The organism is Lysobacter niastensis, from assembly GCF_015453285.1.
GTDB lineage: Bacteria > Pseudomonadota > Gammaproteobacteria > Xanthomonadales > Xanthomonadaceae > Lysobacter_J > Lysobacter_J niastensis.
In genome coordinates, this window is record NZ_JADLZT010000001.1 from 270,145 (window position 1) to 293,684 (window position 23,540).

The window sequence follows — 23,540 nt, forward strand, 5'->3', positions numbered from 1 at the left end:
ACGGCTGTGCCCGCTCAGGCCTGGGGGGCGTCGATCCCGGCCCCGGAGCGGATCGGTGCCGCGACGACCAGTTCACCGGTTTCGCCGTACACGCGCACGACCACGTTGCGGCGGCTCGTACGGGCATGCAGGTGGGCGTCGCGCCGCCCGGCCGTGGCAGCGTCGTGCAGCGTGCCGTGGCAGTGCAATGTCGAAGGCATGGAGACGCAGGGTCCGGTCGATCCGGACTCGCGGATTTCGACCCGGTAACTCATCGTCTGGGCTCCCCCACGCTGCTTTGAAGCAGCCTGTTTTCCGGCGGCTTCGCGTGCCCGGTCTGGGCGGGGGCGATCGCGTGCGCCATCAGGGCGAGTGCCGCCACCGTCAGCCACACGACCAGGAAGCGGCGCACACCCTGCCGGATGCGGTCGGCACGTCGTCCGGTACGAATTGCGCGGTCTAGCACGTGCGCCATCGCGAAGCCCCGGCTCCGAACTCGGAAGAAAAAGGCGCCCCGGCCCAGCCAACCCGTTGCTCAAGCGGACGGCCTGTAATCCTTTGCTGAGCGGTGGTTCCTTGACCATCGCAAAGGCCGGGCTGCCGGGGCGCAGTCAGAATGCTGTATGGGTCCGAAACCTGCCGTCGGCCGACAGCGCGCCGGACCGTAGGAAAACTCCTACGTGTCGCACATCGGGCTTGGCTTCCGGTCCCGCATCCTGACCGCAGGCACAGCATGGGACCGGCGCTGCCTACGCCGGGTGAAGATGGCGAGTCGGTTTCGCGTCAGCGTCGCGCGGAGCGACGCCGCGAATCAGCGCGCGCTGAGTTCGTGCACCGCGGCCACGAGCGCGGCGACGTGGTCCGGGCTCATGTCGGGCGACATGCCGTGTCCGAGATTGAACACATGGCCCTCGCGCGAACCGCCATTGCCGGCCGCGTAGTCGTCGAGCGCGCGCCCGACCTCACGGCGAATCGCGTCCGGCTGCGCGTACAGCGTCACCGGATCGAGGTTGCCCTGGATCGCGACCTTGCCGCCGGTACGGCGCGCGGCATTGCCCAGCTCGACCGTCCAGTCGACGCCGACGGCTTCGGCACCGCTGGCGGCGAGTTCCTCGAGGTAGGCGCCGTTGCCCTTTCCGAACAGGATCAGCGGCGCCCGCCCCTCGGGTGCATGGTCGTCACCACGCGGCAGCTCCTGCGCAATGCGCTTGAGATAGCGCAGCGAGAACTCGCGGTACATCGCCGGCGACAGCACGCCGCCCCAGGTGTCGAACACCTGCAGCGCCTGCGCGCCGGCCTGGCGCTGTGCGTCCAGGTAGGCGATCACGGAGTCGGTCACGACCTCCAGCAGGCGGTGCATCGCCGCCGGGTCGTTGAGCGCCAGCGACTTCACCTTCGAGTAGTTGTCGCTGCCGCCGCCTTCGACCATGTAGCAGGCCAGCGTCCACGGACTGCCGGAGAAGCCGATCAGCGGCACGGAACCGTCCAGTTCGCGCCGGATCGTGCTGACCGCGTCCGTCACGTAGCGCAGCTCGCGGCCCATGTCGGGCACGGCCAGGCGGGCGATGTCGTCATGGCTGCGGATCGGGTGTTCGAACTTCGGGCCCTCGCCCTCGACGAAGTACAGGCCCAGGCCCATCGCGTCGGGCACGGTGAGGATGTCGGAGAACAGGATCGCCGCGTCGAGCGGGAAGCGCCGCAACGGCTGCAGCGTCACTTCGCAGGCCAGTTCGGGGTTCTTGGCCATCGCCAGGAAGCTGCCGGCCGCGGCGCGCGTGGCGCGGTATTCCGGCAGGTAGCGGCCGGCCTGGCGCATCAGCCACACCGGCGTCCGGTCGACCGGCTCGCGGCGCAGGGCGCGGAGGAAGCGGTCGTTCTGGAGGGCGGACGTCGGGGCGGGGGCGTTGGCGGTCATTCGTCGGTCTCGGGCGCGTGGGGTCGCGCGGAAGGGCGGCATTATCGCCTGAGCGGGCGGGGACCGGCGGAGTGCCCTGGTCGCGCGCCGGCACCGGAGCGTTTCAGCGTGGGGCTTTACCCGGGCTCACCGGGGTGCGTCGGCGCCCTGCACGAACATCAGCTGGAAGCCCCGCTTGAGCTGCTGGTCACGCGCGCTTTCGAGCGCGGTCATGGCGCTGGCGTGGTCGAGGAACTGTTCCCTGCGCAGCGTGCTGCGGCCGCCGATCTGGCCGGACTCGCGCACCAGCGTCCAGCCGCCGAGGAGGTCCGGCTGCAGCATCAGTTGCACGAAGCGCGGGGCTTCGCGGCCGTCCGGACGTTGTTGCAGGAGCAGGCGCATGGCGGGATTGTACGGTCAGGGTTCGCGGCGCGGACGCTCGCTCATCCTCTCCGCAATACCTCCAGCACGGTTTCGTCGGGCACGCCCGAGGCGAGGGTGGCCGAGCCCAGCGGCTTCCATAGCACGAAGCGCATGCCGCCGGCCTGGGCTTTCTTGTCCAGGCGCATCCGTTCCAGCAACCGTGAAGGGTCAAGCCCAGTCGGCATCGCGGTGGGAAGGCCAAGCCGGTGCAGCAGCGCTTCCAGCCGGTGTGCGTCGGACAGCGGAGCCCAGCCCACGGCCGCGGCCAGCTTCGCCGCCAGCACCATGCCGACCGCTACGGCCTCGCCATGGTTCAGCGCATCGCTTTGCGCACCTGCGTAGCCCTGCTCGGTTTCGATGGCGTGGCCGAAGGTGTGGCCAAAATTGAGCACGGCGCGTTCGCCCTGCTCGAACGGATCGCGCGAGACGACCTCGGCCTTGTGCCGGCACGAACGCGCGATCGCCTCGGACAGCGTCGCATCCTCGCTGGCGACCAGCGCGTCGGCGTGCGCCTCGAGCCATGCGAAAAAGCCCGCGTCGAACACCGCGCCGTACTTGACCACTTCGGCCAGGCCCGCGCGCAATTCGCGCGGCGGCAGCGAGCGCAGCACGGCGGTATCGGCGATCACGGCCCGTGGCGCATGGAACGCGCCGACGAGGTTCTTGCCGGCGGGCAGGTCCACCGCCGTCTTGCCGCCGACGGAGGAATCGACCATCGACAGCAACGTGGTGGGCAACTGGATCACGTCGATGCCGCGCATCCAGCAGGCCGCTGCAAAGCCGGCGAGATCGCCCACCACGCCACCGCCCAGCGCGATCACCGCGGCGTCGCGCGTCGCGCACATGGCCGCCAGCGCGTCGATGCACTCGCAGAACCGGGCCAGCGTCTTTTCCTGTTCGCCGGCGGGCATGACATAGCGGCCCACGTGCAGCGACGGCCGGGCCGAGAGCAGCGTGGCTTCGACGCGATCGGCATAGAGCGGCGCCACGTTGACGTCACTGACGATCAGCGCGTGCCGCCCGCGCAGCGTCTGGGCGATGCGTGCATCGCCCAGCAGGCCAGGGCCGATCAGGATGTCGTAGCGCGACTCGCCCTCGACCTTGACCGTGTGCAGTGCGCTCATGAAGGAATACTCCTTTGGCGGCAGGCGGCGGCGAAGGGCCAGTGGACCTCCAGCAGTCGCGCGAGATGTTCGGCGGTGTCGGTCTCGGAATGACCGTCGGTGTCGAATTGCAGGTGCGCGACTTGCGCATACAACGGCGCGCGCACTTCGGCCAGGCCGCGAAGGATCCGTTCGCGGTCGCCATGGGCGAGCAGGGGACGGGTGCGATCCTGCGCCAGGCGTTGCAGTTGCTGGTCGACGCCGGCCTGCAGGTACACGACGAATCCCCGCTCGCGCATCAGCGATCGATTGGCGGCATCCAGCACCGCACCGCCGCCCGTGGCCAGCACCAGGCCTTCGTCCTGCAGGAGTTCGGCCAGTGTGGCGCGCTCGCGCGTGCGGAATCCTGCCTCGCCTTCGCTTTCGAAGATCTGGTTCACGCTGCAGCCTGCGCGCGATTCGATCTCGCGGTCCGCGTCGGCCAGGCGCAATCCGAAATGCTCGGCGAGGCGCCGGCCGATGCTCGATTTTCCGGATCCCATCGGGCCGACCAGGACCAGATTGGAGACGCCGGGGCGTGGGGCGCTGGCGGAAGTCATGGCGCGATTGTAGCCAGCCGCCGCAGACAGGATGTCGATGCGTGATGTTGACGGGCCCGGGCGTACGGTCGCGTGGCCGGCGGCAACCCGTCGCCGGAATCCCCCGGGAGAGACGCCATGTCGGTAGCCAAGGTCATCGAGCTCAATGCCGCTTCGAAGACGAGCATGGAGGACGCGGTCAAGGTCGGCCTGAAGAAATGCGCCGAATCCGTGAAGAACCTGCAGGGCGCGTGGGTTCACGAGATCAAGGTCGTGACCGACGACAAGGGCAACGTGCAGGAATGGCGCGTCAACCTGCGGATCACCTTCATCGTCGAGTGACACCCCGCGGGCAGTAAACGGATTTCAGGCCAATGGACGCCGCTGCGCGTCCAGGGGCAGTACGAGATCGGCGAGCCCGGGCAACGTGCGCAGCGCCTGGCGGCTGACGCGCTCGAACAACTGCACGAAGCGATCCATTTGCGGCCGCGACATGCCGCGCCGCGGGGACGGAGCGTTGGCCTGCATGGCCGCTTCCTGCTCCCACCGCCATCCGGGCACGATCTCGAATCCCGGAGGCTGCAGGAACAGCAGGCGATCCAGCCGCGACCACAGCGCCGGGTACTCGCGGGCGAGGGCGTCGTTGCAGTACCGGCGCCACGATCCGTCCGGGTCTTCGTCGCGCTCCACCGCGTTCAGCGATTCCCGCAACTCGCCGGGCGCCTGTGGCGGTGTTTTCAGGAACCAGCCCTCGAACAGCACGAGGTCGGCGGCGGACACGGGCTTCCAGCGCGACGGCGGCAGGCGAGTGTCGGCGAGCTTGTCGAAGCGGGGCAATCGCACGTGCCCGCCTGCACGCAGCCGGTCGAGCACGTCGCAGGCGAGGGCGACATCGTGGGTGCCCGGCGGCCCGCGCGTGGCGAGCAGCGGGTGCACGTCCCGTGCGAGGCGCAGACGTTCGCGGCGGCCGAGGTAGACGTCGTCGATCGACAACGTGGCCACGCGCAGCCCGCGCCGCGCCGCCATCGCGCCGACCTGCGCGGCGAGCGTGGACTTGCCGGAGCCCTGCAGGCCAGCAATGGCATAGACGCGCGCGCCATGGACGAGCGCATCGTCGAGGACACGGCGGACGATCTCGTCGCCGAATCCGGCGGTATGGGGAGCGGCGGGTGAGGAAGGGTGCAGCCGTGGCGACATCGGCCCACAATATCGCAATGACGACAGCCCCCCTGCTCAGTGAAGCCCTCGCCACGTTCGCGCAGTTGTTCGAGGAAGCGCGCATCGCCGGCGAGCCCGACCCCACCGCGATGACCGTCGCCACGGCCTCGCTCGATGCCCGCCCGTCCGCGCGAACGGTGTTGTTGAAAGCGTTCGACGAGCGCGGCTTCGTGTTCTACACGCACCTGGACGGGCGCAAGGGCCGCGAACTGCAGGCCAATCCGCATGCGGCGCTGCTGTTCCACTGGCCGCGTGTCCGCGACGGCGTGCAGGTGCGCATCGAGGGTGCGGTCCAGATCGTCGGCGACGACGAGGCCGATGCCTATTTCGCCTCGCGGCCGCGCGGAAGCCAACTCGGTGCGTGGGCATCGAAACAGTCGGAGACGCTGGAATCGCGCGCGGCCTTCGAACAGCGACTGGCGCAGGCCGAGCACGAGTTCGCGGGCCGCGACGTGCCGCGCCCCGCGCGCTGGACCGGGCTGCGCGTGCGCCCGGAGATGATCGAGTTCTGGTACGGCGCGGATTTCCGCCTGCATGAGCGCCAGTGCTACGAAGCCGATGTGGCCGGCGAATGGCGCAAGAGGATGCTCTATCCGTGAAACCCGGGTGGACCGTGCGCATGGCAACGCCGGCCGGTGTGCCGGCCTGGGCGTTGGCCCCCGAGCACGGAAGCGAGGCGCGGACGGCGGGCCGGTGCGAGCTGCATGCGACAATTCGCGCATGGGACCGCAACGCATCGTCTGCCTGACCGAAGAACCGACCGAGACGCTGTACGCGCTCGGCGAACAGCACCGCATCGTCGGCATCAGCGGCTTCACCGTGCGCCCGCCGGTGGCGCGCAAGGAAAAGCCCAAGGTCAGCGCCTTCACCAGCGCGAAGATCGGCGAGATCCTCAAGCTCCAGCCGGACTTCGTGATTGGCTTCTCCGACATCCAGGCCGAGATCGCCGGCGAACTGATCCGCCACGGCATCGAGGTGTGGATCAGCAACCACCGCAGTGTCGAGGGCATCCTCGACTACATCCGCCGGCTTGGCGCGATGGTCGGCGCGGCGGCGAAAGCGAACGCGTACGCGGACGAACTGCAGCGAGGGCTGGACGCCATCGCGGCGGAGGCGGCCAGGCTGCCGTGCCGCCCGAAGGTCTATTTCGAGGAGTGGGACGAGCCGCCGATCACCGGCATCCGCTGGGTGGCGGAGCTGGTCCGCATCGCAGGCGGCGACGACATCTTCCCGGAACGCGCCGCCGAGCCGCTGGCGAAGCAGCGCATCCTCGAAGACGCCTCGGAAGTGGTGCGGCGTGCGCCCGACATCGTGTTCGGATCGTGGTGCGGCAAGAAATTTCGCCCGGACAAGGTCGCCGCACGTCCCGGCTGGGATGCGATCCCGGCGGTGCGCGACCGCGAACTGCACGAGATCAAGTCGCCGCTGATCCTGCAGCCCGGGCCCGCGGCATTGAGCGACGGAGTGCGGGAGATCGCGGGCGTGATCCAGGCTTGGGCGCGGCGGCATGGGTAGGTGTCAGGTCCGCCTGCTTCGCGCACTCAACAGAGCCTCTCTTCCGCATGCGGAGAGTGGGTGAGGGCCGTTTTCAGCGCGGGTAGAAGTCGCGGCTGAACTGCATGCTCGAGGTAGCGCCGCCTTCGCGGACGATCGTGAGGTCGAAGCGCAGCGTGTCCGGCAGCGAGATGTCGACCGTGCCGATGTAGTCCAGCAGCTCCGGACCGGAGCCGGCCCCGGTGCGCAGCTCGCGCATCGAGACCGTCTGGCGGCGGCCGCGCAGGTCCGTCGCGGTGGCGGTGATCTGCGCCGGGAGCGCCACTTCCTGCGCTTCGGGCCCTTGGCGGACGGCAACCAGCAGCATCACGGTGCGGTCGTCGCGGGCGATGCCGTATTGCGCCGCCACCTGCTCGGGCAGCGAGGAAGTCTGGACGACGCTGGCGCGGATGCTGACGTCGCCGATGCGACTGACCGCATCCTGCGTGGCGCCCGCCGTGGAAGCACTCGGCGCAGCCGGCGGAGGCGAACCGCCGCCTCCGCATCCGGCAAGGACGAAGGCCGTCAGCAGCGAGGCCAGAGAGATCTTGTGGCTCATGACGGTCTCCTCGGGTTCATCAATCATGCGCCGCCGACAATTGGCGGCCGCGTTCGGTGGCGGCGGCAATCGCACTGTCCACCAGGGCGCGGAAGCCGCCGGCCTCGAACGTCTCGATCGCCGCCTGCGTGGTCCCGCCGGGCGAGGTGACGCGGGCGCGCAGTACTTCGGCCGGTTCGTCCAGCTGCGAGAGCATGGTCGCCGCACCCAGCAGGGTCTGGGTCACCAGGGCCTGGGCCGCCTCGGGCGCGAGTCCCTGGCGGATGCCCGCGGCGGTCATCGCTTCTGCCAGCAGGAAGACGTAGGCCGGGCCGCTGCCCGAGACCGCGGTGACGGCGTCCATGCGCGCCTCGTCGTCGATCCACACGGTCGGGCCCACCGCATGCAACAGGGCTGCGGAACGCTCGCGGCCGGCATCGTCGGTGGCTGGGTTCGCAAAAAGGCCGGTGATGCCTGCGCCGAGCAGGGCCGGGGTGTTGGGCATCGCCCGGACCACCGCCTGGCCGCCGCCCAGCCACTGGTCGAGCTGCCGGGTGCCGATGCCCGCGGCCACCGAGATCACCAGCGGATGCTGCGCCTGCGCCAACGGCGCGAGTTCCTCGCACACGGCGCGCATCACCTGTGGTTTGACCGCCAGGACCCAGACCGCGGCGCCATCGGCGGCCGCGGCCGCGGAGCCGTACGCGGCCACGCCGAAGTCGCTCTGGAGGCCTTCCCGCAGGGAGTCGACCGGCTCGGCTACGTGGAGGGCGGCGGGTTTGTGGCCGCGCGAGGCGAGGCCGCCGATCAGGCTGCGGGCCATGTTGCCGCCGCCGATGAATGCGATGGAAAGGGTCATGCGTGGGAGTGGTCCGGTGTGTGGGGCTTGGCCGGGCGCGAGCCGAACAGGGCGGTGCCGACGCGCACCATGGTCGCGCCTTCGGCGATCGCGATGGGGCAATCGTCGCTCATGCCCATGGACAGTGTGTCGGCGTCGGGATGGTCGTGCTGCAGGGCCTCGAACAACTCGCGCGTGCGCCGGAAGGCGCCACGCCGCTGCTCGATGTCGGGGTGGGGCTGCGGGATCACCATCAGACCCCGCAGGCGCAGCCTTGGCTCACCCGCGACGGCGGCGGCCAGGGCCGCCACCTCGTCCGGGCGGCAACCATGCTTGCTGCTCTCGTCGTCGATATTGACCTGGATCAGGACGTTGAGCGGCGCCCGGTCGGCGGGCCGGTGCAGGGCCAGCGCCTGGACCAGCTTGGCGCGGTCCACGGTCTGCACCCAGTCGAACAGCACCGCGGCTTCCCTGGCTTTGTTGGACTGGAGGTGACCGATCAGGTGCCACTCCAGCGCCAGCGCATTCAGTTGCGCCTGTTTGGCTGCCGCCTCCTGCACGTAGTTCTCGCCGAATGCGCGTTGTCCACACGCCGCCAATTCCGCGACCGCGGTCGCAGGCTGGGTCTTGGACACGGCAAGCAGGCGCGGCACTGGCCGCTGGGCGGCCCTCGCCGCGTTCTCGAGTCGGAGCAATACGTCTTGCAGGGCGTGCGTGAGCACGTCGACAAATCCTGAAATGGGGGCTGGAACGGCGGTACGGGTCCGGGGCTATACTGCCCTCAGGGGTGGTTTCGCGCCAGTTTTCGCGGGCGCAGACACGTATCGGGTCGTTTCGTATCAAGAAGTTTCCGCGTTGCGGGGGGAGCACGCATGGATATCGCCGAGCTGTTGGCGTTTTCGGTCAAGAACAAGGCATCCGACCTGCATCTGTCGGCGGGCTTGCCGCCGATGATCCGGGTGGACGGCGACGTCCGCCGCATCAACATTCCGGCGCTCGACCACAAGCAGGTGCACGCGCTGGTCTACGACATCATGTCGGACAAGCAGCGCCGCGACTACGAAGAGTTCCTCGAGGTCGACTTCTCGTTCGAGATCCCGGGCCTGGCGCGCTTCCGCGTCAACGCGTTCAACCAGAACCGCGGCGCCGGTGCGGTATTCCGTACCGTGCCTTCGGAAGTGCTGACGCTCGAGGACCTGGGCTGCCCGCGCATCTTCAAGGAACTGATCGACCAGCCGCAGGGCCTGATCCTGGTCACCGGCCCGACCGGTTCGGGCAAGTCGACCACGCTCGCGGCGATGGTCGACCACATCAACAAGAACGAATACGGTCACATCCTCACCATCGAGGACCCGATCGAGTTCGTCCACACCTCGCAGAAGTGCCTGATCAACCAGCGCGAGGTTCACCGCGACACGCACGGCTTCAACGAAGCGCTGCGCTCGGCGCTGCGCGAAGACCCGGACTACGTCCTGGTCGGCGAGCTGCGCGACCTGGAAACCATTCGCCTCGCGCTGACCGCCGCGGAAACCGGCCATCTCGTGTTCGGCACGCTGCATACGAGCTCGGCCGCCAAGACCGTGGACCGCATCATCGACGTGTTCCCGGCCGGCGAGAAGCCGATGGTGCGCTCGATGCTGTCCGAATCGCTGCGCGCGGTGATCTCGCAGGCGCTGCTGAAGAAGGTCGGCGGCGGCCGTACCGCCGCGTGGGAGATCATGGTCGGCATTCCGGCGATCCGTAACCTGATCCGCGAGGACAAGGTCGCGCAGATGTATTCGGCGATCCAGACCGGCCAGAACTACGGAATGATGACGCTCGACCAGCACCTGCAGGACCTGGTCAAGCGTGGCCTTATCACCCGTCCGAATGCGCGCGAGTACGCTAAGGACAAGCGGCTGTTCGATTGATCAACGTCCGGCCGTGCCGCGACCAATGACGGCCGCGGCGCACGGAACGCAACAACGCCTCACGGAGGCATCGCATGAGCACCACCGGCACCACCATCGATTTCACCTCCTTCCTCAAGCTGATGGCGCACCAGAAGGCGTCGGACCTGTTCATCACGGCCGGCATGCCGCCGTCGATGAAGGTCCACGGCAAGATCTCGCCGATCACGCAGAACCCGCTGACCCCGCAGCAGAGCCGCGACCTCGTCCTCAATGTGATGACGCCGCAGCAGCGCGAGGAGTTCGAAAAGACGCACGAGTGCAACTTCGCCATCGGCGTCTCGGGCGTAGGCCGCTTCCGCGTGAGCTGCTTCTACCAGCGCAACCAGGTCGGCATGGTGCTGCGACGCATCGAGACCAAGATCCCGACTGTCGAGGAGCTCAACCTGCCGCCGGTCATCAAGACGCTGGCGATGACCAAGCGCGGCATCATCATCTTCGTCGGTGCTACCGGTACCGGTAAGTCGACCTCGCTGGCGGCGATGATCGGCTACCGCAACATGAACTCGACCGGCCACATCATCACGATCGAGGACCCGATCGAGTTCGTGCACAAGCACGAGGGCTGCATCATCACGCAGCGCGAGGTCGGCATCGACACCGACAGCTGGGACGCGGCGCTGAAGAACACGCTGCGCCAGGCGCCGGACGTGATCATGATCGGCGAGGTGCGCACGCGCGAAGGCATGGACCACGCCATCGCCTTCGCCGAGACCGGCCACCTGGTGCTGTGCACGCTGCACGCCAACAACGCCAACCAGGCGATGGACCGCATCATCAACTTCTTCCCGGAAGACCGACGCGGCCAGCTGCTGATGGATCTCTCGCTCAACCTCAAGGGCGTGGTCGCACAGCAGCTGATCCCGACGCCGGACGGCAAGGGGCGCCGCGTGGCGATGGAGATCCTGCTCGGCACGCCGCTGGTGCAGGACTACATCCGCGATGGCGAGATCCACAAGCTGAAGGAAGTGATGAAGGAGTCCGTGCAGCTCGGCATGAAGACCTTCGACCAAGCCCTGTTCGAGCTGTACCAGGCCGGCGAGATCTCCTACGAGGACGCGCTGCGTTATGCCGACTCGCAGAACGAAGTGCGCCTGCGCATCAAGCTTGCGCAGGGCGGCGATGCCAAGACCCTGGCGCAGGGCCTGGACGGCGTCGAAGTGGCCGAAGCCCGCTGATACGGGTGGCTATCGGATGAAGGAAGAAGCCGGGCCTGGCCCGGCTTTTTCTTTGGATGTTTCCTCGATTGCAGTCACGGACAGGCCGCCGCCGTGACACGGACTTCACACGCCAGGACGGCATGCTTCTCTAGGGGGCAGGGGCGTGCGCGTGACGCGCACGGAGATCGAATCCGGACGATCGAGGCGCGCGTGACCGCGCGCGCCGCAGCCGCTGTTTCCCCGTACAGGCCGCCGCAACAGGCGCCTGGACGAGCTGATTTTCTCAGCCCGGCTGCCGCCTCTCGATTCCCTCCCCGGCGGCCGGGCTTTTCTTTTCGGCCGTCCATCAGGGCTAATGGTTCAGCCCGATTCCGCCATCCAGGGCGGCGGCAGCGCCGCGATGCGCGCATACACCGGGCAGCTCTCGCGATGCGCGCCGGCCAGGTAGCCCAGACTCATCAGGAACTCGCCGGTGATCTCGCCACCGGTGAAACGGAAGGTCTTCTTGAACAGCTTCACCCATGACGCCTTGTCGCGCCGGCGATCGTGGTCCAGCTGCTGTGCATCGAGCCACTGCGCGAAGCTGCCATGGCTGTCGCGCAGTCCACGGATCACCTGTGCATTGTGGATGGCGGCATCGACCTTGAGACGGTTGCGGATGATGCCGGGGTCGGCCAGCAGGCGTTCGCGGTCGCGCTCGCCATAACGGGCGACGCGATCGACGTCGAAGCCATGGTAGGCGCGACGGAAGCCGTCGCGCTTGCGCAGCATGGTTTCCCAGCTCAGCCCCGCCTGGTTGATTTCCAGCACCAGCCGTTCGAACAGCACGGCGTCCTCGCGCTGCGGGAAGCCGTACTCATGATCATGGTACGGCCCGTGCAGCGGGTGGCCCGGTGCGTAATCGCAGTAGCCCGACATCGCCGGTTACGGCTGCGTGCTGGCGTACTGCGACAGGCCCAGCACCTCGAGCCCCTGGTCGAAGCGGATGTCGACCGGGATCTTCGCGTCCTTCAGGCGTGCCAGGTCCGAAGCGAGTTCGGGCTTGATGACGCCCATCGTCGCGGTCATGCGCTTGGCCTCGGCGTAGTCGCCGTCGCCCTGCACGGTCAGCAGCTTGGCGCTGAGCGCGTTCATTGCCGAGCGCATCTTCTCGAAGTCGACGCGGTAGCGGCCATCGGCGTCACGGGTGAACGCGCCGCGTTCGGCGAAGAAGTTGAAGCGCACCATGTTGGCCTTGCCATGCGCGTCCGCGGCGCCGAAGCGCACCGAGCGCAGGATGCCGGCGAGGAAGGTGACGTAGCCGTCCATCAGCTTGGTCTTGTCGAGTTCACCCTGCTCGCTCAGCGCGTCGATCATGTACAGGCCGAGGATGTCGGCCTTGCCCTCCTCGAAGCTGGAGGCGTACTCCTTCAGCGCTTCGTCGACCGTGCCCTTGCCGTCGAGAGTCTTCTTGATGCCCAGGCCGTGCGCGACCTCGTGGAACATCACGTCCTCGAAGAATGCATCGAAGGTGACGTGCTTGAGCTGGTCCTGGGCGATCAGCTGCTGCGCGATCGGCATCAGGATCGCGTCGAACTTCGCCTTCATGACGTTTTCCAGCTGCAGACGGCGCGTGCCTTTCTTCAGCTGGACTTCCTCGTCGTTGGGCAGGTTGATCGCGATGGTCTTGGCGCCGACGTTGGCGTTGCCGCCGTAGTACACGGCCTGGTACGCGTTGAGGTCGGCATTGGAGCCGGGCGTCTCCGCCTTGTACTTCCCATCGACCGGCAGCCCCTTCTGCAGCGCTGGCAGCAGCTTGGCGAAGCGCGCCAGCTTCTGGCTCCATTCGATGTCCTTGATCAGCACCAGGCCTTCGTAGGCAGCCTTATATCCGAACAGCTGGTCCTCGTAGGTCTCGATCGGACCGATGACGACATCGACCGGATTGGTCTTCATGTCCATCCAGGCCAGGTCGCTGGGGCGGAAGTCGTCCGACAGCAGCGCGTCGGCGCGCATGGCCAGGTAGCTCGCGAACGCCTGGTCGGCGCTGAGCTTCGACGCCTCGCGCAGCAGAGCGGCGGCGCGCTCCAGTTCGGCGCGGTACGCCTGGTGATAGGGCTCGGTGATCAGCTTGCCGGCCGCGTCGCGGCGAAGCAGCGTGTAGTTGGAGGTCTTGTCCGGCAGCGAGGCAGCCTCGAACTCTTCCTTGGTCATGTCCACGGGATAGAACGGGCCGCCCGGCGGACGCGCCCCCACACCGGCGATGAACGGCTTGTCCTCGTTGAGGCGGTCCCACGGGCCGAAGTTGACCTCGACCAGTTCGCGCGTGGCGGCATCGGGGGCGCGTGCGAGCAGTTGATCGCGGTCGCCGTCCCACGATTGCTTCCAGTAGATCGCGTTCATCACGCCGCTGGCTTCGACCAGCCTGGCGATCATCTGTCGCGTACGTTCATCGAACTTCGACAGATCGGCCTTCAACGGAACGCGGGCGTAATCGCCGGCGTGCTCCGCGGCGTAGGCGCTGGCGGCATCGGGCGCGGGCTGCGCCGGTGCCGTGCTCGCGGCCGGCTCCGGGGCCTGGCGTTGACAGGCGGCCAATGCAATGACGGCGAGGCAGGCGAAGGCGAGGGGGCGCAGGGACAATGCAGGCATGACGGTGCGGTCGATTTCGGGGCCAATCGCCATCCTACGCCGCGGGCCAAGGCCGCGCGATCACACGCCGCGCGATAGAATGCGGGGCATGCAAGCAACGCCCACACCCCTCGCCAATCAGCTCCTGATCGCGCTGCCGGCGCTGGCTGACACCAATTTCTCGCGCAGCGTCGCGCTGATCTGCCAGCACGACGACGACGGCGCCATGGGCATCGTCGTCAACCGCCCGTCCGAATACACTCTCGGTGAAGTACTCGGGCAGATGGGCGTGGAAGGCGGCGATGAACATCTCCGCGCGCAGATCGTCCTGGCGGGCGGCCCGGTGCATCCGGAGCGCGGCTTCGTGCTGCACGATGGCGGAATGCATTGGGACTCGACGATGGCGATCGCCGAGGCGCTGTTCCTCACGACCTCGCGCGACATCCTCGAGGCGATGGCGCGTGGCGAAGGGCCCAGGCATGCGATCGTCGCGCTGGGTTGCGCCGGCTGGGGCTCGGGCCAGCTCGAGCAGGAGCTGACCGAGAACGACTGGCTGACCGCACCCGCGGATCCCGAACTGCTGTTCAACCTTCCGCTGGAATCGCGCTGGCAGGCGGCGGCCGGGCGCATCGGCGTCGACTTCGCCCACCTGGCCGATTACTCCGGGCACGCATGATGGCGCCGCCCTCCGGCCAGCCTTCCGAAAGCCAACCTGCCAGCGGACCGTCTTCCAGCATCCGCCGCGACGGCACCGTTCTCGGCTTCGATGTCGGCTCGCGCCGCATCGGCATCGCCGTCGGCAGTGCCTTTGGCCATGGCGCACGCGCGCTAGCCGTGGTCGACGTGCATGCGAGCGGACCGGACTGGGCCATGATCGACCGTCTGCGCAAGGAATGGCGTCCGGACGGCATGATCGTCGGCGATCCGATGACGCTCGAAGGCGGCGACCAGCCGATACGCCAGCGCGCCCATGCGTTCGCGCGCGAGCTGCATGCCCGCTACAAGGTGCCGGTGGTACTGGTCGACGAGCGATCCAGTTCCATCGAAGCCGCGCAGCGTTTTGCCTCCGACCGCGCCGAAGGGCGCAAGCGCCGCCGCGATGCCGATGCCCTGGACGCGGTCGCCGCGGCCGTGATCATCGAGCGCTGGCTGGCGGCCCCGGACGAAGCCACCGAACTCTCCGACCTGCCTGCCGCATGAACGCATCCCACACCGTGACGCCCCGCCACCTGCTCACCCTGGACGGCATGCCGCGCGATGCCCTGAACGCGCTGCTGGTGCGCGCACAGGCCTTCGCCGAAGGCCATTACGACCGCCGCGCGCTGGATGGCATCGCGGTCTGCACGCTGTTCTTCGAGCCTTCCACGCGTACGCGCATGAGCTTCACGCTGGCCGCGCAGCGGCTCGGTGCCGACGTGCTGAACTTCGATGCATCCACGTCCTCGACCAGCAAGGGTGAAACCGCGCTGGACACGATGAAGAACCTAGAGGCGATGGGCGTGCGTGGCTTCGTCATCCGGCACAAGGTCGACGGCGCCGTGGCCGAATTGTCCGGACATGCCAACCCGGGAACGTCGCTGGTCAATGCCGGCGATGGCCGCACAGCACACCCGACGCAGGGCTTGCTTGACATGCTGACCCTGCGCCAGGCGAAGGGTCATGACTTCTCCCGGCTGAAGGTGGTGATCGTCGGCGACGTGAAGCACTCGCGCGTGGCCCGGTCCGATCTGCAGGCGTTGCGGGCACTGGGTACCGGTGAGATCCGTGTGTGCGGGCCGGCCTCGTTGCTGCCGGACGACGGCACGCTGCAGGGTTGCGTGGTGTCGCATGACCTCGATGCCGCGCTGGAAGGCGTCGATGCCGCGATGATGCTGCGCCTGCAGCGCGAGCGCATGGAGGAGGGCCTGGTTGCCTCGCTTGACGAGTACCACCGTGACTTCGGGCTCAGCGCCGCGCGCCTGAAGCGTGCCGCCGCGGATGCCGTGGTGATGCATCCGGGGCCAATGAACCGCGGCGTGGAGATCACCGACGACGTCGCCGACGGCCCGCAATCGCTGATCCTCACCCAGGTCAGCAACGGCGTCGCCGTGCGGATGGCGGTGCTGGAAGCGCTATTGCGCGGCTGATTTCCCTCTCCCGAAAGGGAGAGGGAGTAATGGGGACACCGGTTTCCGGTGTCTTAAGCCATCCTGTCTTGCTTCTCCCCTTGTGGGAGAAGGTGGCCCGAAGGGCCGGAAGAGGGGTAAGCGAGCGACAGCGAGCCTATCGCTCCTGCGCGAACAGCCACGGCCACAGGTCCGCCGTGGCGTAAGCCGGGTCCCAGGCGTTGTGGCCGGCCTGGGCAAACTCTGTGTAACGCACGTTGCCGCCGATCCGGCGCATCGCTTCGACCATGTGGCGCGACTGGTCCGGCGTCACCACATCGTCCTGGCCGCCGTGGAAGAGCCACATCGGCAGGTGTTGCAGCCGCTGCGCGGCCGCCACGAACGGATCGGGCGCACCGGCGACGCCGTCGACCTGCAATGGTTCCTTGATGCCGGGCTGAGTGATGCCGCCGCAGACCGGCACCAGCGCCGAGAAGCGTTGCGGTTCCATCAGCGCCAGCTCGTACACGCCATAACCACCGCGCGAGATCCCGGTCAGCGCGATGCGGTCGTCGTCGCCATTGAACTCGCGCACGCTGGCATCGAGCTCGGCCAGCGCCATGCGAGCCGTGGCACCGCTCCACGACTGACCCGCTTTCGCCTGCGGGAACACCACGATCGCAGGGAAGTCCGCCATGTGCTGTCGCAGGTACGGCCCGAGGCCGACCTCGATCTGGCGCTGGTTGTCGGTGCCGCGTTCGCCGGAGCCGTGCAGGAACAGCACGACCGCGGGCTTGCGTCCGCCTGCTTCACGCGAAGGAACGAACACCTGGTAGCGGTGGACAGCGCCCTCCACCTGCAGTTCGCGCTGTTCGAATCGGCCGGTATCCACCTTGGCGGGCGAATGCGAGCAGCTCGCACCGAGCAGCAACGCGAACATGACCAGCAGCGAGTGGGGATGGAACTTCATGGGACAGCCTGGCAAACGACGTTGCCATATTTTTCCGCGTACGAGCGGCTGCGCGCCCGCGATTGCGTCGCAGAAACGCACTTGATCAGCGCAACAGCAGCAGCGTGGCCAGACCCAGGAACGTGAAGAAGCCCATGACGTCGGTCACGGTGGTCAGGAAGATGCTGCTCGCCAGCGCCGGGTCGAAACCGAAGCGCTTGAGCGTCAGCGGCACGAGCACGCCGGCCATCGCCGCCGAGAGCAGGTTCAGCGTGAGCGCGGTGGCGATCACCAGCGACAGGCCGATGTTGTGGAACCACAGCATCACGATCACGGCCAGCAGCGAGCCGAGCGCCAGGCCGTTGAGCAGCGCGACGCGCACTTCCTTCCACAGCAGCGTGCGCACGTTGGAGGCACCCACCTGGCCCAGCGCCAGGCCGCGCACCATCAGCGCCAGTACCTGCGTGCCGGCATTGCCGCCCATGCCGGCGACGATCGGCATCAGCACCGCCAGCGCGACCAGCTTGTCGATCGTGCCGGCGAACTCGCCGACCACGCTGGCGGCCAAAAAGGCCGTGGCCAGGTTGATCGACAGCCAGATCAGGCGGCGCCGCATCGCGCGCCACACCGGGCTGAACAGGTCCTCGTCCTCGTCCAGGCCGGCCGCGCTCAGGGCCTGGTGCTCCGCCTGCTCGCGGATGATGTCGACGACGTCGTCGATGGTGATGCGGCCGAGCAGGATGTTGCTGTCGTCGACCACCGGCGCGCTGAGCCAGTCATGGTCGGAGAACCTGCGGGCGACTTCGCCAGCGGACTCTTCCACGTCGATCGCCGGCTGCTCGTCGTCGATCAGCTTGTTGATCGGCGTGCCGGGCTCGTTGGTCAGCAGCGAAGCCACCGCAATGCGGCCGAGGTACTGGTGGCGGCGGCTGACCACGTACAGGTGGTCGGTGTGCTCGGGCAGTTCCCCGCGCAGGCGCAGGTAACGCAGCACGACGTCGATGGTGGTGTCGGCGCGCACCGTCACCACGTCGGGATTCATCAGTCGGCCGGCGGTGTCCTCCGGGTACGACAGCACCTGCTCGAGCCGCTCGCGGTTCTCGCGGTCCATCGACTTGAGGACTTCGTCGATGACCGTGTCGGGCAGGTCCTCGACCAGGTCGGCGAGGTCGTCGATGTCCAGGTCCTCGACGGCCGCGACGATTTCGTCCGGATCCATCTCGGCCAGCAGGCTCTCGCGCACCTCGTCGCCGACGTGGACCAGCACCTCGCCGTCGTCCTCGGCATCGACCAGGCCCCAGACGATGGTGCGCTTGGCCGGCGGCAGCGATTCGAGCAGGTTGCCGATCTCGGCAGGGGAGAGCGTGTTGACCAGCCGGCGCACGGGGCCAAGGCGGCCGCTGTCGAGCGCGTCTGAGAGCAGACGCAGCTGGCGCGCGGTCTTGTCGTGGCGGACGGCTTCGGCCATTCGGGGCTTCCGTTGGCGAGTCGAGCCACGTTGGGCGCGACAGGGTTAGGCGTTCATGCCGGCATTATCGCCCCATATGCGGAAGCTGCCCACCCCCGAAATCATCTAAGGCGTGTTATCGCGCAGCCACTGTTCGATCGAAGCGCGGTCCCTCGCGCGAAGCAGGCCCTTGGCATTTGCCTGCAGTTGCGACAGATCGCAGGCGCGGATGCTGCGCCGGAGTTCCAGCAGCGTGGCCGGGTGCAGGCTGAACTCCATCAGTCCCAAGGCCAGCAGCAGCGGCGCGAAGTGCGCGTCGCCGGCCATTTCCCCGCACACCGCGACCGGCTTTCCGCGCTTGTGGCCCAGCTTGATCACGCTGCTCAGCATGCGCAGCACGGCCGGGTGGAGCGGCGTGTAGAGCTCGCCGAGGGCTTCGTTGTTGCGGTCGGCCGCGAGCAGGTACTGGACCAGGTCGTTGGTGCCGATCGAGAGGAAGTCGACGCTGCCGATGAAGCTGGGCAGGGCGATCGCCGCTGCCGGGACTTCGATCATCGCGCCCAGCGGAATCTGATCGGCAACCTCGTGGCCCTGAGCGCGCACTTCCTCAATCACACGATTGAGGCGAGCGCGCACGGTACGGATCTCCTCGCGCGAGCTGACCATCGGCAGCAGGATCCGCAGCGGGCCGTAGCCGGACGCGCGCACCAGGGCGCGCAGCTGCGTGTCCAGAAGGCCATCGCGCGCCAGCGAGAGGCGCACGCCGCGCAGGCCCAGCGCGGGATTGGGCTCGTCGCGCAAGGCCAAGCCGGTGCGGTCGGCCTTGTCGGCGCCGAGGTCGAGGGTGCGGATCGTCACCGCGCGGCCGGTCATGCCGAGCACGACGTCGCGATACACGCGGAACTGCTCGTCCTCGTCCGGTAGTTCGTGGCGCTGCAGGAACAGGAACTCGGTGCGATACAGGCCAACGCCGGCGGCGCCTAGGGCATGCGCTTCGGCCACATCCTCGCGCGACTCGGCATTGGCGTAGAGTTTGATGTCGATGCCATCGAGCGTGCGCGACGGCTCGCGGCGCAGCCGGTGCAGCTGCTTGCGCTCGCGCGCGAGCTCGCGCATCCGCGCACGGTGCGCGCGCAGGTCGCCGGCGTCGGGTTCGACCACCACGCGGCCGCTGCCGCCATCGACGGCCAGCACGTCGCCGTCGTTGATCCGCTGCATCGCGAGCGAGGCGCCGACGACCAACGGCAGGTGCAGGCTGCGCGCGAGGATCGCGCTGTGCGAGAGCGTGCTACCCGACGTGGTAACGATCGCCATCACGCCCTGCGCCTGCAACTGCGCCAGCTCGGCGGGGGCGATGCTGTCGGTGACCAGGATTTCGCCAGCGACGCCCTGGACGTTGGCGTCGTGCCGGTGCAGCGCGGCGTGGATGCGTCCGATGACCTGGTCGACATCCTCGATGCGGCTGCGGAAGTAGGCGTCGTCGAGCGTGTCGAACACCGACGCGATGCGGTCGCGCTGCAGGCGCAGCGCGTAATCGGCTCTATAGAGGCCCTTGCGGATCAGCTCGTCCAGGCCCTGCAGCAGCTCCGGGTCGTCGAGCAGCAACGTGTGCAGGTCGAGGAACTCGCCGACTTCGTGCGCGAGGGCACCGTGGAGGCGCTCGCGCAAGGCATGCATCTCGCCGCGGACATGGGCGATCGCATCGTGCAGGCGTGCGATCTCGGCCTCCGCGGCCGACCTCGGTATCCGCTCCTCGACGACCTCCAGCGCATGTGGCAGGCGCACACGGGCACGGCCTAGCGCGCTGCCGCGCGACGCGCCGTGTCCGATGAACTCCTGTCTCATGGATCGTCCCTGCCGGAGGTCAGATGTCTTCGTCGAAGCGGCGATCGAACAGCGCGATCACGGCATCGGCCGCGGCGGCCTCGTCCTCGCCTTCGACGCGCAGCTTGACCGGCGTGCCCTGGCCGGCGGCCAGCAGCATCACGCCCATGATGCTCTTGGCGTTGATCTCACGCCCCTTGGCGGTAAGCGTTACGTTGCTGCGGAAGGCCGCCAGCACCTGCACCAGCTTGGCAGTGGCGCGCGCATGCAAACCCAGGCGATTGCTGACGGTCAGTTCGCGTTCGATCATCGTGGTGCCCTCAATCCCGTCTCCTGCACGCCTTCATCCAGTGTCGCGTCCTCATGCCTCATCGATGATCACGCCATTGCGCGTACCGGCAGCGGCTACCGCCGGCAGTTCGTCGAGCTCGAGTTCTGCGTAGTTCAATACCCGCAGCAGCATCGGCAGGCTCAGCGCCGATACCCGGCGTACGGGCGTGCCGAGCCGCGCGACCTTGGCTGCCAGGTTGCTTGGCGTCGACCCGTAGAGGTCGGTCAGCACCAGCACGCCCTGGCCGCCATCGACGCGCCGAAGCGCGGCGCTGGCCTGGGGGAGCAGGCTGTCCGGGTCGCCGTCGAACGGCACTTCCATCGCCTCAACGCGCAGCGGCAGTGTCCGCAGCAGGCGCTGCGCGACCGCCACCAGCGAGTTGCCGATGCCTTCGTGGGTGATCAGTAGGATGCCGACGGCCATGCCGCCAACTTAACAGACGCGGGTTACGGCTCGGAAGCACCGGCAGCGCCTTGCCGCCAGACACGACGTGGGCAGCCGTTTGGCTGCCCACGTGATCCGCGATGTTGCCCGGTCAGTGACCTGGCTGTGTCGGGGGCTGGTCCTTCTTCGCCTCCGGTTCCGGGGTTTCCACCGGCGGAGGTGTCTGTGCGGGCGGTGACGTCATCGGCGCCTCGGCCGAAGTGGCAGGCGGTGCCTCTGAAGTGGCCGGCGGTCCCTCGGTGGTGGCGGGTGGCGGGGTCTCGGTCGCAGGAGGCGGAGTCTCTACCGGAGGCGGCGCCTCGGTCACCGGCGTGGTCGTCTCCGGTGTGATGACGGTTTCCTCCTTCTTGCAGCCGGCTACGGCGGTGATGCCCAGCAGCATCGCCAAGGTGAGTGGACCCGACCACACAGGATGAATCCTGGATTTCATGGTTCGCGCTCCTTTCGGCGGCATCGGACGACGATGGCGTCGGTCGATGCGGGCCGATTGGCTCAGTACTTCGTAGTGGAGTCCTTCGTGTGAGTCTTTTTCCTCCAGGCAGACGCGTACGATCACGACGCAGTTCGACCGTAGGCCGGCGGCACGAAGCCGCGCGCAACGTCCTTGGAAAGGTTTCGTTGCCAGGGTGGCCGGCCTGGAAGCAGGGTCAGGAGGGGTTTATCGAACGCAGGCCATCCCATGACGCCATCGTCACAGGCGTTGCAGGCCCGGCTTGTCGCGAAGGCGGTGCTGCCTTAGTCGAGTTCGCGGTGATGCACGGCCACTTCGTCCCAGCCGTGTTCGCGCGCGTGCTCGGCCATCCGCTCGGCGAGGTACACGGAGCGATGGCGGCCGCCCGTGCAACCGAACGCTACGGTGACGTAACTGCGGGTGTTGTCCTCGCGCAGGCGCGGCAGCCAGGTGTCGAGGAACTCGCTGATCTGCGCGACGAAGCGCTGCACGTCCGCCTGCGCTTCCAGGTATTCGCGCACGCCGGCATCACGGCCTGACAGCGGGCGCAGGCTAGGTTCCCAGTGCGGGTTGGGCAGGCAGCGCGCGTCGAACACGAAGTCGGCGTCGCGCGGCACGCCGCGGCGATAGGCGAAGGACTCGAACAGCAGCGAGATGGTCGCGTCGCCCTCGTTGCCATAGTCGGAAATGATCTGGCGGCGCAACTGGTGGACGTTCAGCCGGCTGGTGTCGACCACTTCGTCGGCGAGCTGGCGCAGCGGCTTGAGTACCTGGCGTTCCAGTGAGATGGCATCGGCCAGCGCCAGGCCGAGGTGGCTCAACGGGTGACGGCGGCGCGTGTCCGCATAGCGCTTGAGCAGCGCATCGTCGTGGGCGTCGAAGAACACCATCTGCGGATCGAGGCCGAGCTTGCCGACCGCCGAGAGCGATTCCGGCACGGCGCTGAGGTCGCTGTGGCGATTGCGCACGTCGATGCCGACCGCCAGCTTCGGTGCGATGTCGTCGGCCTCGAGCACGTTGCTGACGAACTGCGGCAGCAGTTCCACTGGGAGGTTGTCCACGCAGTAGAAGCCCAGGTCCTCGAAGGTCTTGAGCGCCACCGACTTGCCCGAGCCGGACATGCCACTGACGATGACGAGGGTGGGGGGATGGCTGGTGTTGGTCACGGAGTGCCGCGCTCCAGGAAGTGGCTGTGTCTTGCCATGAAGGCCGCGGCCGGGTCGACGCCCTTGGCCCGCAGGATGTGCGTGCGCGTCGCAGCCTCGGTCAGCACCGCCAGGTTGCGACCGGGCATCACGGGCAGGGTGATCGTCGGTACGTCGAGGTCGAGCACGCGTCGCGCGCCGAGGTCGCCGGTGAGCCGCTCCATGCCGCTGGGCTGGGGCTCCAGGTGCGGACGCGTCAGGTGCACGATCAGGCGCAGGTACTTGTTCTTCTTGACGGCGGTGTCGCCGAACATCTGGCGGATGTTGAGCACGCCCAGGCCGCGCACTTCCAGCAGGTCCTGGATCAGTTCGGGGCAGGTGCCGTCGAGCACGTCGGGCGCGATCTGGGTGAACTCCGGCGCGTCATCGGCGACCAGCCGGTGCCCGCGCGTCACCAGTTCAAGCGCCAACTCGCTCTTGCCCGAGCCGGCTTCGCCGGTGATCAGCACGCCGATCGAGTAGATCTCCATGAAGACGCCATGCAGGGTCACGCGTGGCGCCAGCGTGCGTGCCAGGTGGTACTGCAGGTGGTTGAGCAGCTCATGGCCTCTCCTTGGCGATATCCACAGTGGCGTGTCGCTTTCCTCGGCGGCGCGGCGCAGGTCCTCGGGGCAGACCTGGTCCTTGCTGATGACCAGCGCCAGCGGCCGGAACTGGATGATCTTCTCGATCGTCTCCCAGCGCATGCGCGAATCCAGCGCGTCGAGCCAGGTCAGTTCCTCGGTGCCGAGGATCTGCACCTTGTTGGGATAGACGGCGTTGAGATAGCCCGCCAGCGACGGGCGGCGAGCGACGGTGTCGACCGCTTCGAGCACGCGCTCTTCGCCCCTGCGGCCGGCCAGCCAACGCAAGGACAGGCGTTCGCGTTGCTGCTCGTACAGTTCGCGCGCGCTGATGCGGGCATTCATTGCATTGATCTCGATCTGCCGTCGTTGGGCCGGAGCATAGTCCGGCCGAATGTTCTCTGGTCCGTCCGCCATCC

Annotated in this window: 28 protein-coding genes; 8 read left to right on the forward strand and 20 right to left on the reverse strand. The window is 67.9% G+C overall.

Annotation, left to right across the window (positions count from 1 at the left end; all coding sequences use genetic code 11):
• Positions 1 to 14: 14 nt before the first annotated feature.
• From IU514_RS01165 to IU514_RS01190, 6 genes are all read right to left on the reverse strand, one after another.
• Positions 15 to 254: a hypothetical protein gene (locus IU514_RS01165; RefSeq protein WP_194929232.1), complete on the reverse strand. Its 240-nt coding sequence runs from the start codon at positions 252 to 254 to the stop codon at positions 15 to 17.
• The gene (locus IU514_RS01170) at positions 251 to 454 is read right to left on the reverse strand and encodes a hypothetical protein (protein WP_194929233.1); all 204 of its coding nucleotides are present in this window, start codon (positions 452 to 454) and stop codon (positions 251 to 253) included. Before IU514_RS01170 ends, IU514_RS01165 begins: the two co-directional genes overlap by 4 nt.
• Positions 455 to 790: 336 nt before the next feature.
• On the reverse strand, positions 791 to 1,894 hold the full coding sequence (gene hemE / locus IU514_RS01175) for a uroporphyrinogen decarboxylase (protein ID WP_194929234.1): 1,104 nt from the start codon (positions 1,892 to 1,894) through the stop codon (positions 791 to 793).
• Between the two features lie 126 nt (positions 1,895 to 2,020).
• Positions 2,021 to 2,275, reverse strand: a complete 255-nt coding sequence (locus IU514_RS01180; protein ID WP_194929235.1) for a WGR domain-containing protein — start codon at positions 2,273 to 2,275, stop codon at positions 2,021 to 2,023.
• Positions 2,276 to 2,316: 41 nt separating this feature from the next.
• Positions 2,317 to 3,420 carry a 3-dehydroquinate synthase gene (gene aroB, locus IU514_RS01185; protein WP_194929236.1) on the reverse strand — a complete coding sequence of 368 codons (1,104 nt, stop codon included), beginning with the start codon at positions 3,418 to 3,420 and terminating at the stop codon, positions 2,317 to 2,319.
• The gene (locus tag IU514_RS01190) at positions 3,417 to 3,998 is read right to left on the reverse strand and encodes a shikimate kinase (RefSeq protein ID WP_228760394.1); all 582 of its coding nucleotides are present in this window, start codon (positions 3,996 to 3,998) and stop codon (positions 3,417 to 3,419) included. Before IU514_RS01190 ends, aroB begins: the two co-directional genes overlap by 4 nt.
• 117 nt (positions 3,999 to 4,115) lie before the next feature.
• Between IU514_RS01190 and IU514_RS01195 the strand changes: the two genes are divergently transcribed.
• Positions 4,116 to 4,319: a dodecin family protein gene (locus IU514_RS01195; protein ID WP_194929237.1), complete on the forward strand. Its 204-nt coding sequence runs from the start codon at positions 4,116 to 4,118 to the stop codon at positions 4,317 to 4,319.
• Between the two features lie 24 nt (positions 4,320 to 4,343).
• Here the strand turns inward: IU514_RS01195 and IU514_RS19125 are convergent, their stop codons facing one another.
• Positions 4,344 to 5,174 carry a kinase gene (locus IU514_RS19125; protein WP_194929238.1) on the reverse strand — a complete coding sequence of 277 codons (831 nt, stop codon included), beginning with the start codon at positions 5,172 to 5,174 and terminating at the stop codon, positions 4,344 to 4,346.
• Positions 5,175 to 5,191: 17 nt separating this feature from the next.
• Between IU514_RS19125 and pdxH the strand changes: the two genes are divergently transcribed.
• Positions 5,192 to 5,794, forward strand: a complete 603-nt coding sequence (gene pdxH, locus IU514_RS19130) for a pyridoxamine 5'-phosphate oxidase (protein WP_194929239.1) — start codon at positions 5,192 to 5,194, stop codon at positions 5,792 to 5,794.
• Positions 5,795 to 5,915: 121 nt separating this feature from the next.
• Positions 5,916 to 6,710 (forward strand): ABC transporter substrate-binding protein, encoded by a 795-nt coding sequence (locus IU514_RS01210; protein ID WP_194929240.1) that lies wholly within the window; start codon positions 5,916 to 5,918, stop codon positions 6,708 to 6,710.
• Between the two features lie 73 nt (positions 6,711 to 6,783).
• On the opposite strand, the gene IU514_RS01215 is transcribed toward IU514_RS01210, so the two are convergent.
• From IU514_RS01215 to IU514_RS01225, 3 genes are read right to left on the reverse strand one after another with little or no spacing between them, the layout of a single operon-like run.
• Entirely contained in the window at positions 6,784 to 7,287 is a 504-nt protein-coding gene (locus tag IU514_RS01215; RefSeq protein ID WP_194929241.1) for a DUF4426 domain-containing protein, read from the reverse strand.
• Between the two features lie 19 nt (positions 7,288 to 7,306).
• A complete protein-coding gene (gene proC / locus IU514_RS01220) occupies positions 7,307 to 8,125 on the reverse strand; it encodes a pyrroline-5-carboxylate reductase (protein ID WP_194929242.1) in 819 nt (272 codons plus the stop codon).
• Entirely contained in the window at positions 8,122 to 8,826 is a 705-nt protein-coding gene (locus IU514_RS01225) for a YggS family pyridoxal phosphate-dependent enzyme (RefSeq protein ID WP_386760417.1), read from the reverse strand. The genes proC and IU514_RS01225 overlap by 4 nt, the downstream gene beginning before the upstream one ends.
• Before the next feature lie 150 nt (positions 8,827 to 8,976).
• On the opposite strand from IU514_RS01225, the gene IU514_RS01230 reads away from it, so the two are divergent.
• The gene (locus IU514_RS01230) at positions 8,977 to 10,014 is read left to right on the forward strand and encodes a type IV pilus twitching motility protein PilT (protein ID WP_194929243.1); all 1,038 of its coding nucleotides are present in this window, start codon (positions 8,977 to 8,979) and stop codon (positions 10,012 to 10,014) included.
• Between the two features lie 74 nt (positions 10,015 to 10,088).
• A complete protein-coding gene (locus IU514_RS01235) occupies positions 10,089 to 11,231 on the forward strand; it encodes a PilT/PilU family type 4a pilus ATPase (protein ID WP_194929244.1) in 1,143 nt (380 codons plus the stop codon).
• A gap of 342 nt (positions 11,232 to 11,573) precedes the next feature.
• Here the strand turns inward: IU514_RS01235 and IU514_RS01240 are convergent, their stop codons facing one another.
• Both IU514_RS01240 and IU514_RS01245 read right to left on the reverse strand, forming a co-directional pair.
• Complete coding sequence (locus IU514_RS01240; RefSeq protein ID WP_194929245.1) at positions 11,574 to 12,131, reverse strand: DNA-3-methyladenine glycosylase I; 558 nt, start codon at positions 12,129 to 12,131, stop codon at positions 11,574 to 11,576.
• A gap of 6 nt (positions 12,132 to 12,137) precedes the next feature.
• Positions 12,138 to 13,844, reverse strand: a complete 1,707-nt coding sequence (locus IU514_RS01245) for a dipeptidyl-peptidase 3 family protein (RefSeq protein ID WP_194929246.1) — start codon at positions 13,842 to 13,844, stop codon at positions 12,138 to 12,140.
• Between the two features lie 88 nt (positions 13,845 to 13,932).
• Between IU514_RS01245 and IU514_RS01250 the strand changes: the two genes are divergently transcribed.
• Genes IU514_RS01250 through IU514_RS01260 form a run of 3 tightly spaced genes read left to right on the forward strand, consistent with a single transcriptional unit; the run spans position 13,933 to position 15,949 of the window.
• Positions 13,933 to 14,499: a YqgE/AlgH family protein gene (locus tag IU514_RS01250; RefSeq protein ID WP_194929247.1), complete on the forward strand. Its 567-nt coding sequence runs from the start codon at positions 13,933 to 13,935 to the stop codon at positions 14,497 to 14,499.
• Positions 14,499 to 15,023, forward strand: coding sequence for a Holliday junction resolvase RuvX (ruvX, locus tag IU514_RS01255; RefSeq protein WP_194929248.1), 525 nt, complete (start codon positions 14,499 to 14,501; stop codon positions 15,021 to 15,023). The genes IU514_RS01250 and ruvX overlap by 1 nt, the downstream gene beginning before the upstream one ends.
• Positions 15,020 to 15,949, forward strand: a complete 930-nt coding sequence (locus tag IU514_RS01260; RefSeq protein ID WP_194929249.1) for an aspartate carbamoyltransferase catalytic subunit — start codon at positions 15,020 to 15,022, stop codon at positions 15,947 to 15,949. Before ruvX ends, IU514_RS01260 begins: the two co-directional genes overlap by 4 nt.
• A gap of 136 nt (positions 15,950 to 16,085) precedes the next feature.
• Here IU514_RS01260 and IU514_RS01265 read toward each other — a convergent pair whose 3' ends face one another.
• The 8 genes from IU514_RS01265 to hprK form a co-directional block, all read right to left on the reverse strand.
• Entirely contained in the window at positions 16,086 to 16,877 is a 792-nt protein-coding gene (locus tag IU514_RS01265; RefSeq protein ID WP_194929250.1) for a carboxylesterase family protein, read from the reverse strand.
• An 85-nt stretch (positions 16,878 to 16,962) separates the two neighbouring features.
• Complete coding sequence (gene mgtE, locus IU514_RS01270) at positions 16,963 to 18,324, reverse strand: magnesium transporter (protein ID WP_194929251.1); 1,362 nt, start codon at positions 18,322 to 18,324, stop codon at positions 16,963 to 16,965.
• Positions 18,325 to 18,429: 105 nt separating this feature from the next.
• A complete protein-coding gene (gene ptsP / locus IU514_RS01275; RefSeq protein WP_194929252.1) occupies positions 18,430 to 20,148 on the reverse strand; it encodes a phosphoenolpyruvate--protein phosphotransferase in 1,719 nt (572 codons plus the stop codon).
• 19 nt (positions 20,149 to 20,167) lie between these two features.
• Positions 20,168 to 20,437: an HPr family phosphocarrier protein gene (locus IU514_RS01280; RefSeq protein ID WP_194929253.1), complete on the reverse strand. Its 270-nt coding sequence runs from the start codon at positions 20,435 to 20,437 to the stop codon at positions 20,168 to 20,170.
• A 51-nt stretch (positions 20,438 to 20,488) separates the two neighbouring features.
• Entirely contained in the window at positions 20,489 to 20,881 is a 393-nt protein-coding gene (locus tag IU514_RS01285) for a PTS sugar transporter subunit IIA (protein WP_194929254.1), read from the reverse strand.
• 112 nt (positions 20,882 to 20,993) lie between these two features.
• Positions 20,994 to 21,332, reverse strand: a complete 339-nt coding sequence (locus IU514_RS01290; RefSeq protein ID WP_194929255.1) for a hypothetical protein — start codon at positions 21,330 to 21,332, stop codon at positions 20,994 to 20,996.
• Between the two features lie 305 nt (positions 21,333 to 21,637).
• Entirely contained in the window at positions 21,638 to 22,519 is an 882-nt protein-coding gene (gene rapZ, locus IU514_RS01295) for an RNase adapter RapZ (RefSeq protein ID WP_194929256.1), read from the reverse strand.
• Complete coding sequence (gene hprK / locus IU514_RS01300; protein ID WP_194929257.1) at positions 22,516 to 23,466, reverse strand: HPr(Ser) kinase/phosphatase; 951 nt, start codon at positions 23,464 to 23,466, stop codon at positions 22,516 to 22,518. Before hprK ends, rapZ begins: the two co-directional genes overlap by 4 nt.
• Positions 23,467 to 23,540: the final 74 nt, after the last annotated feature.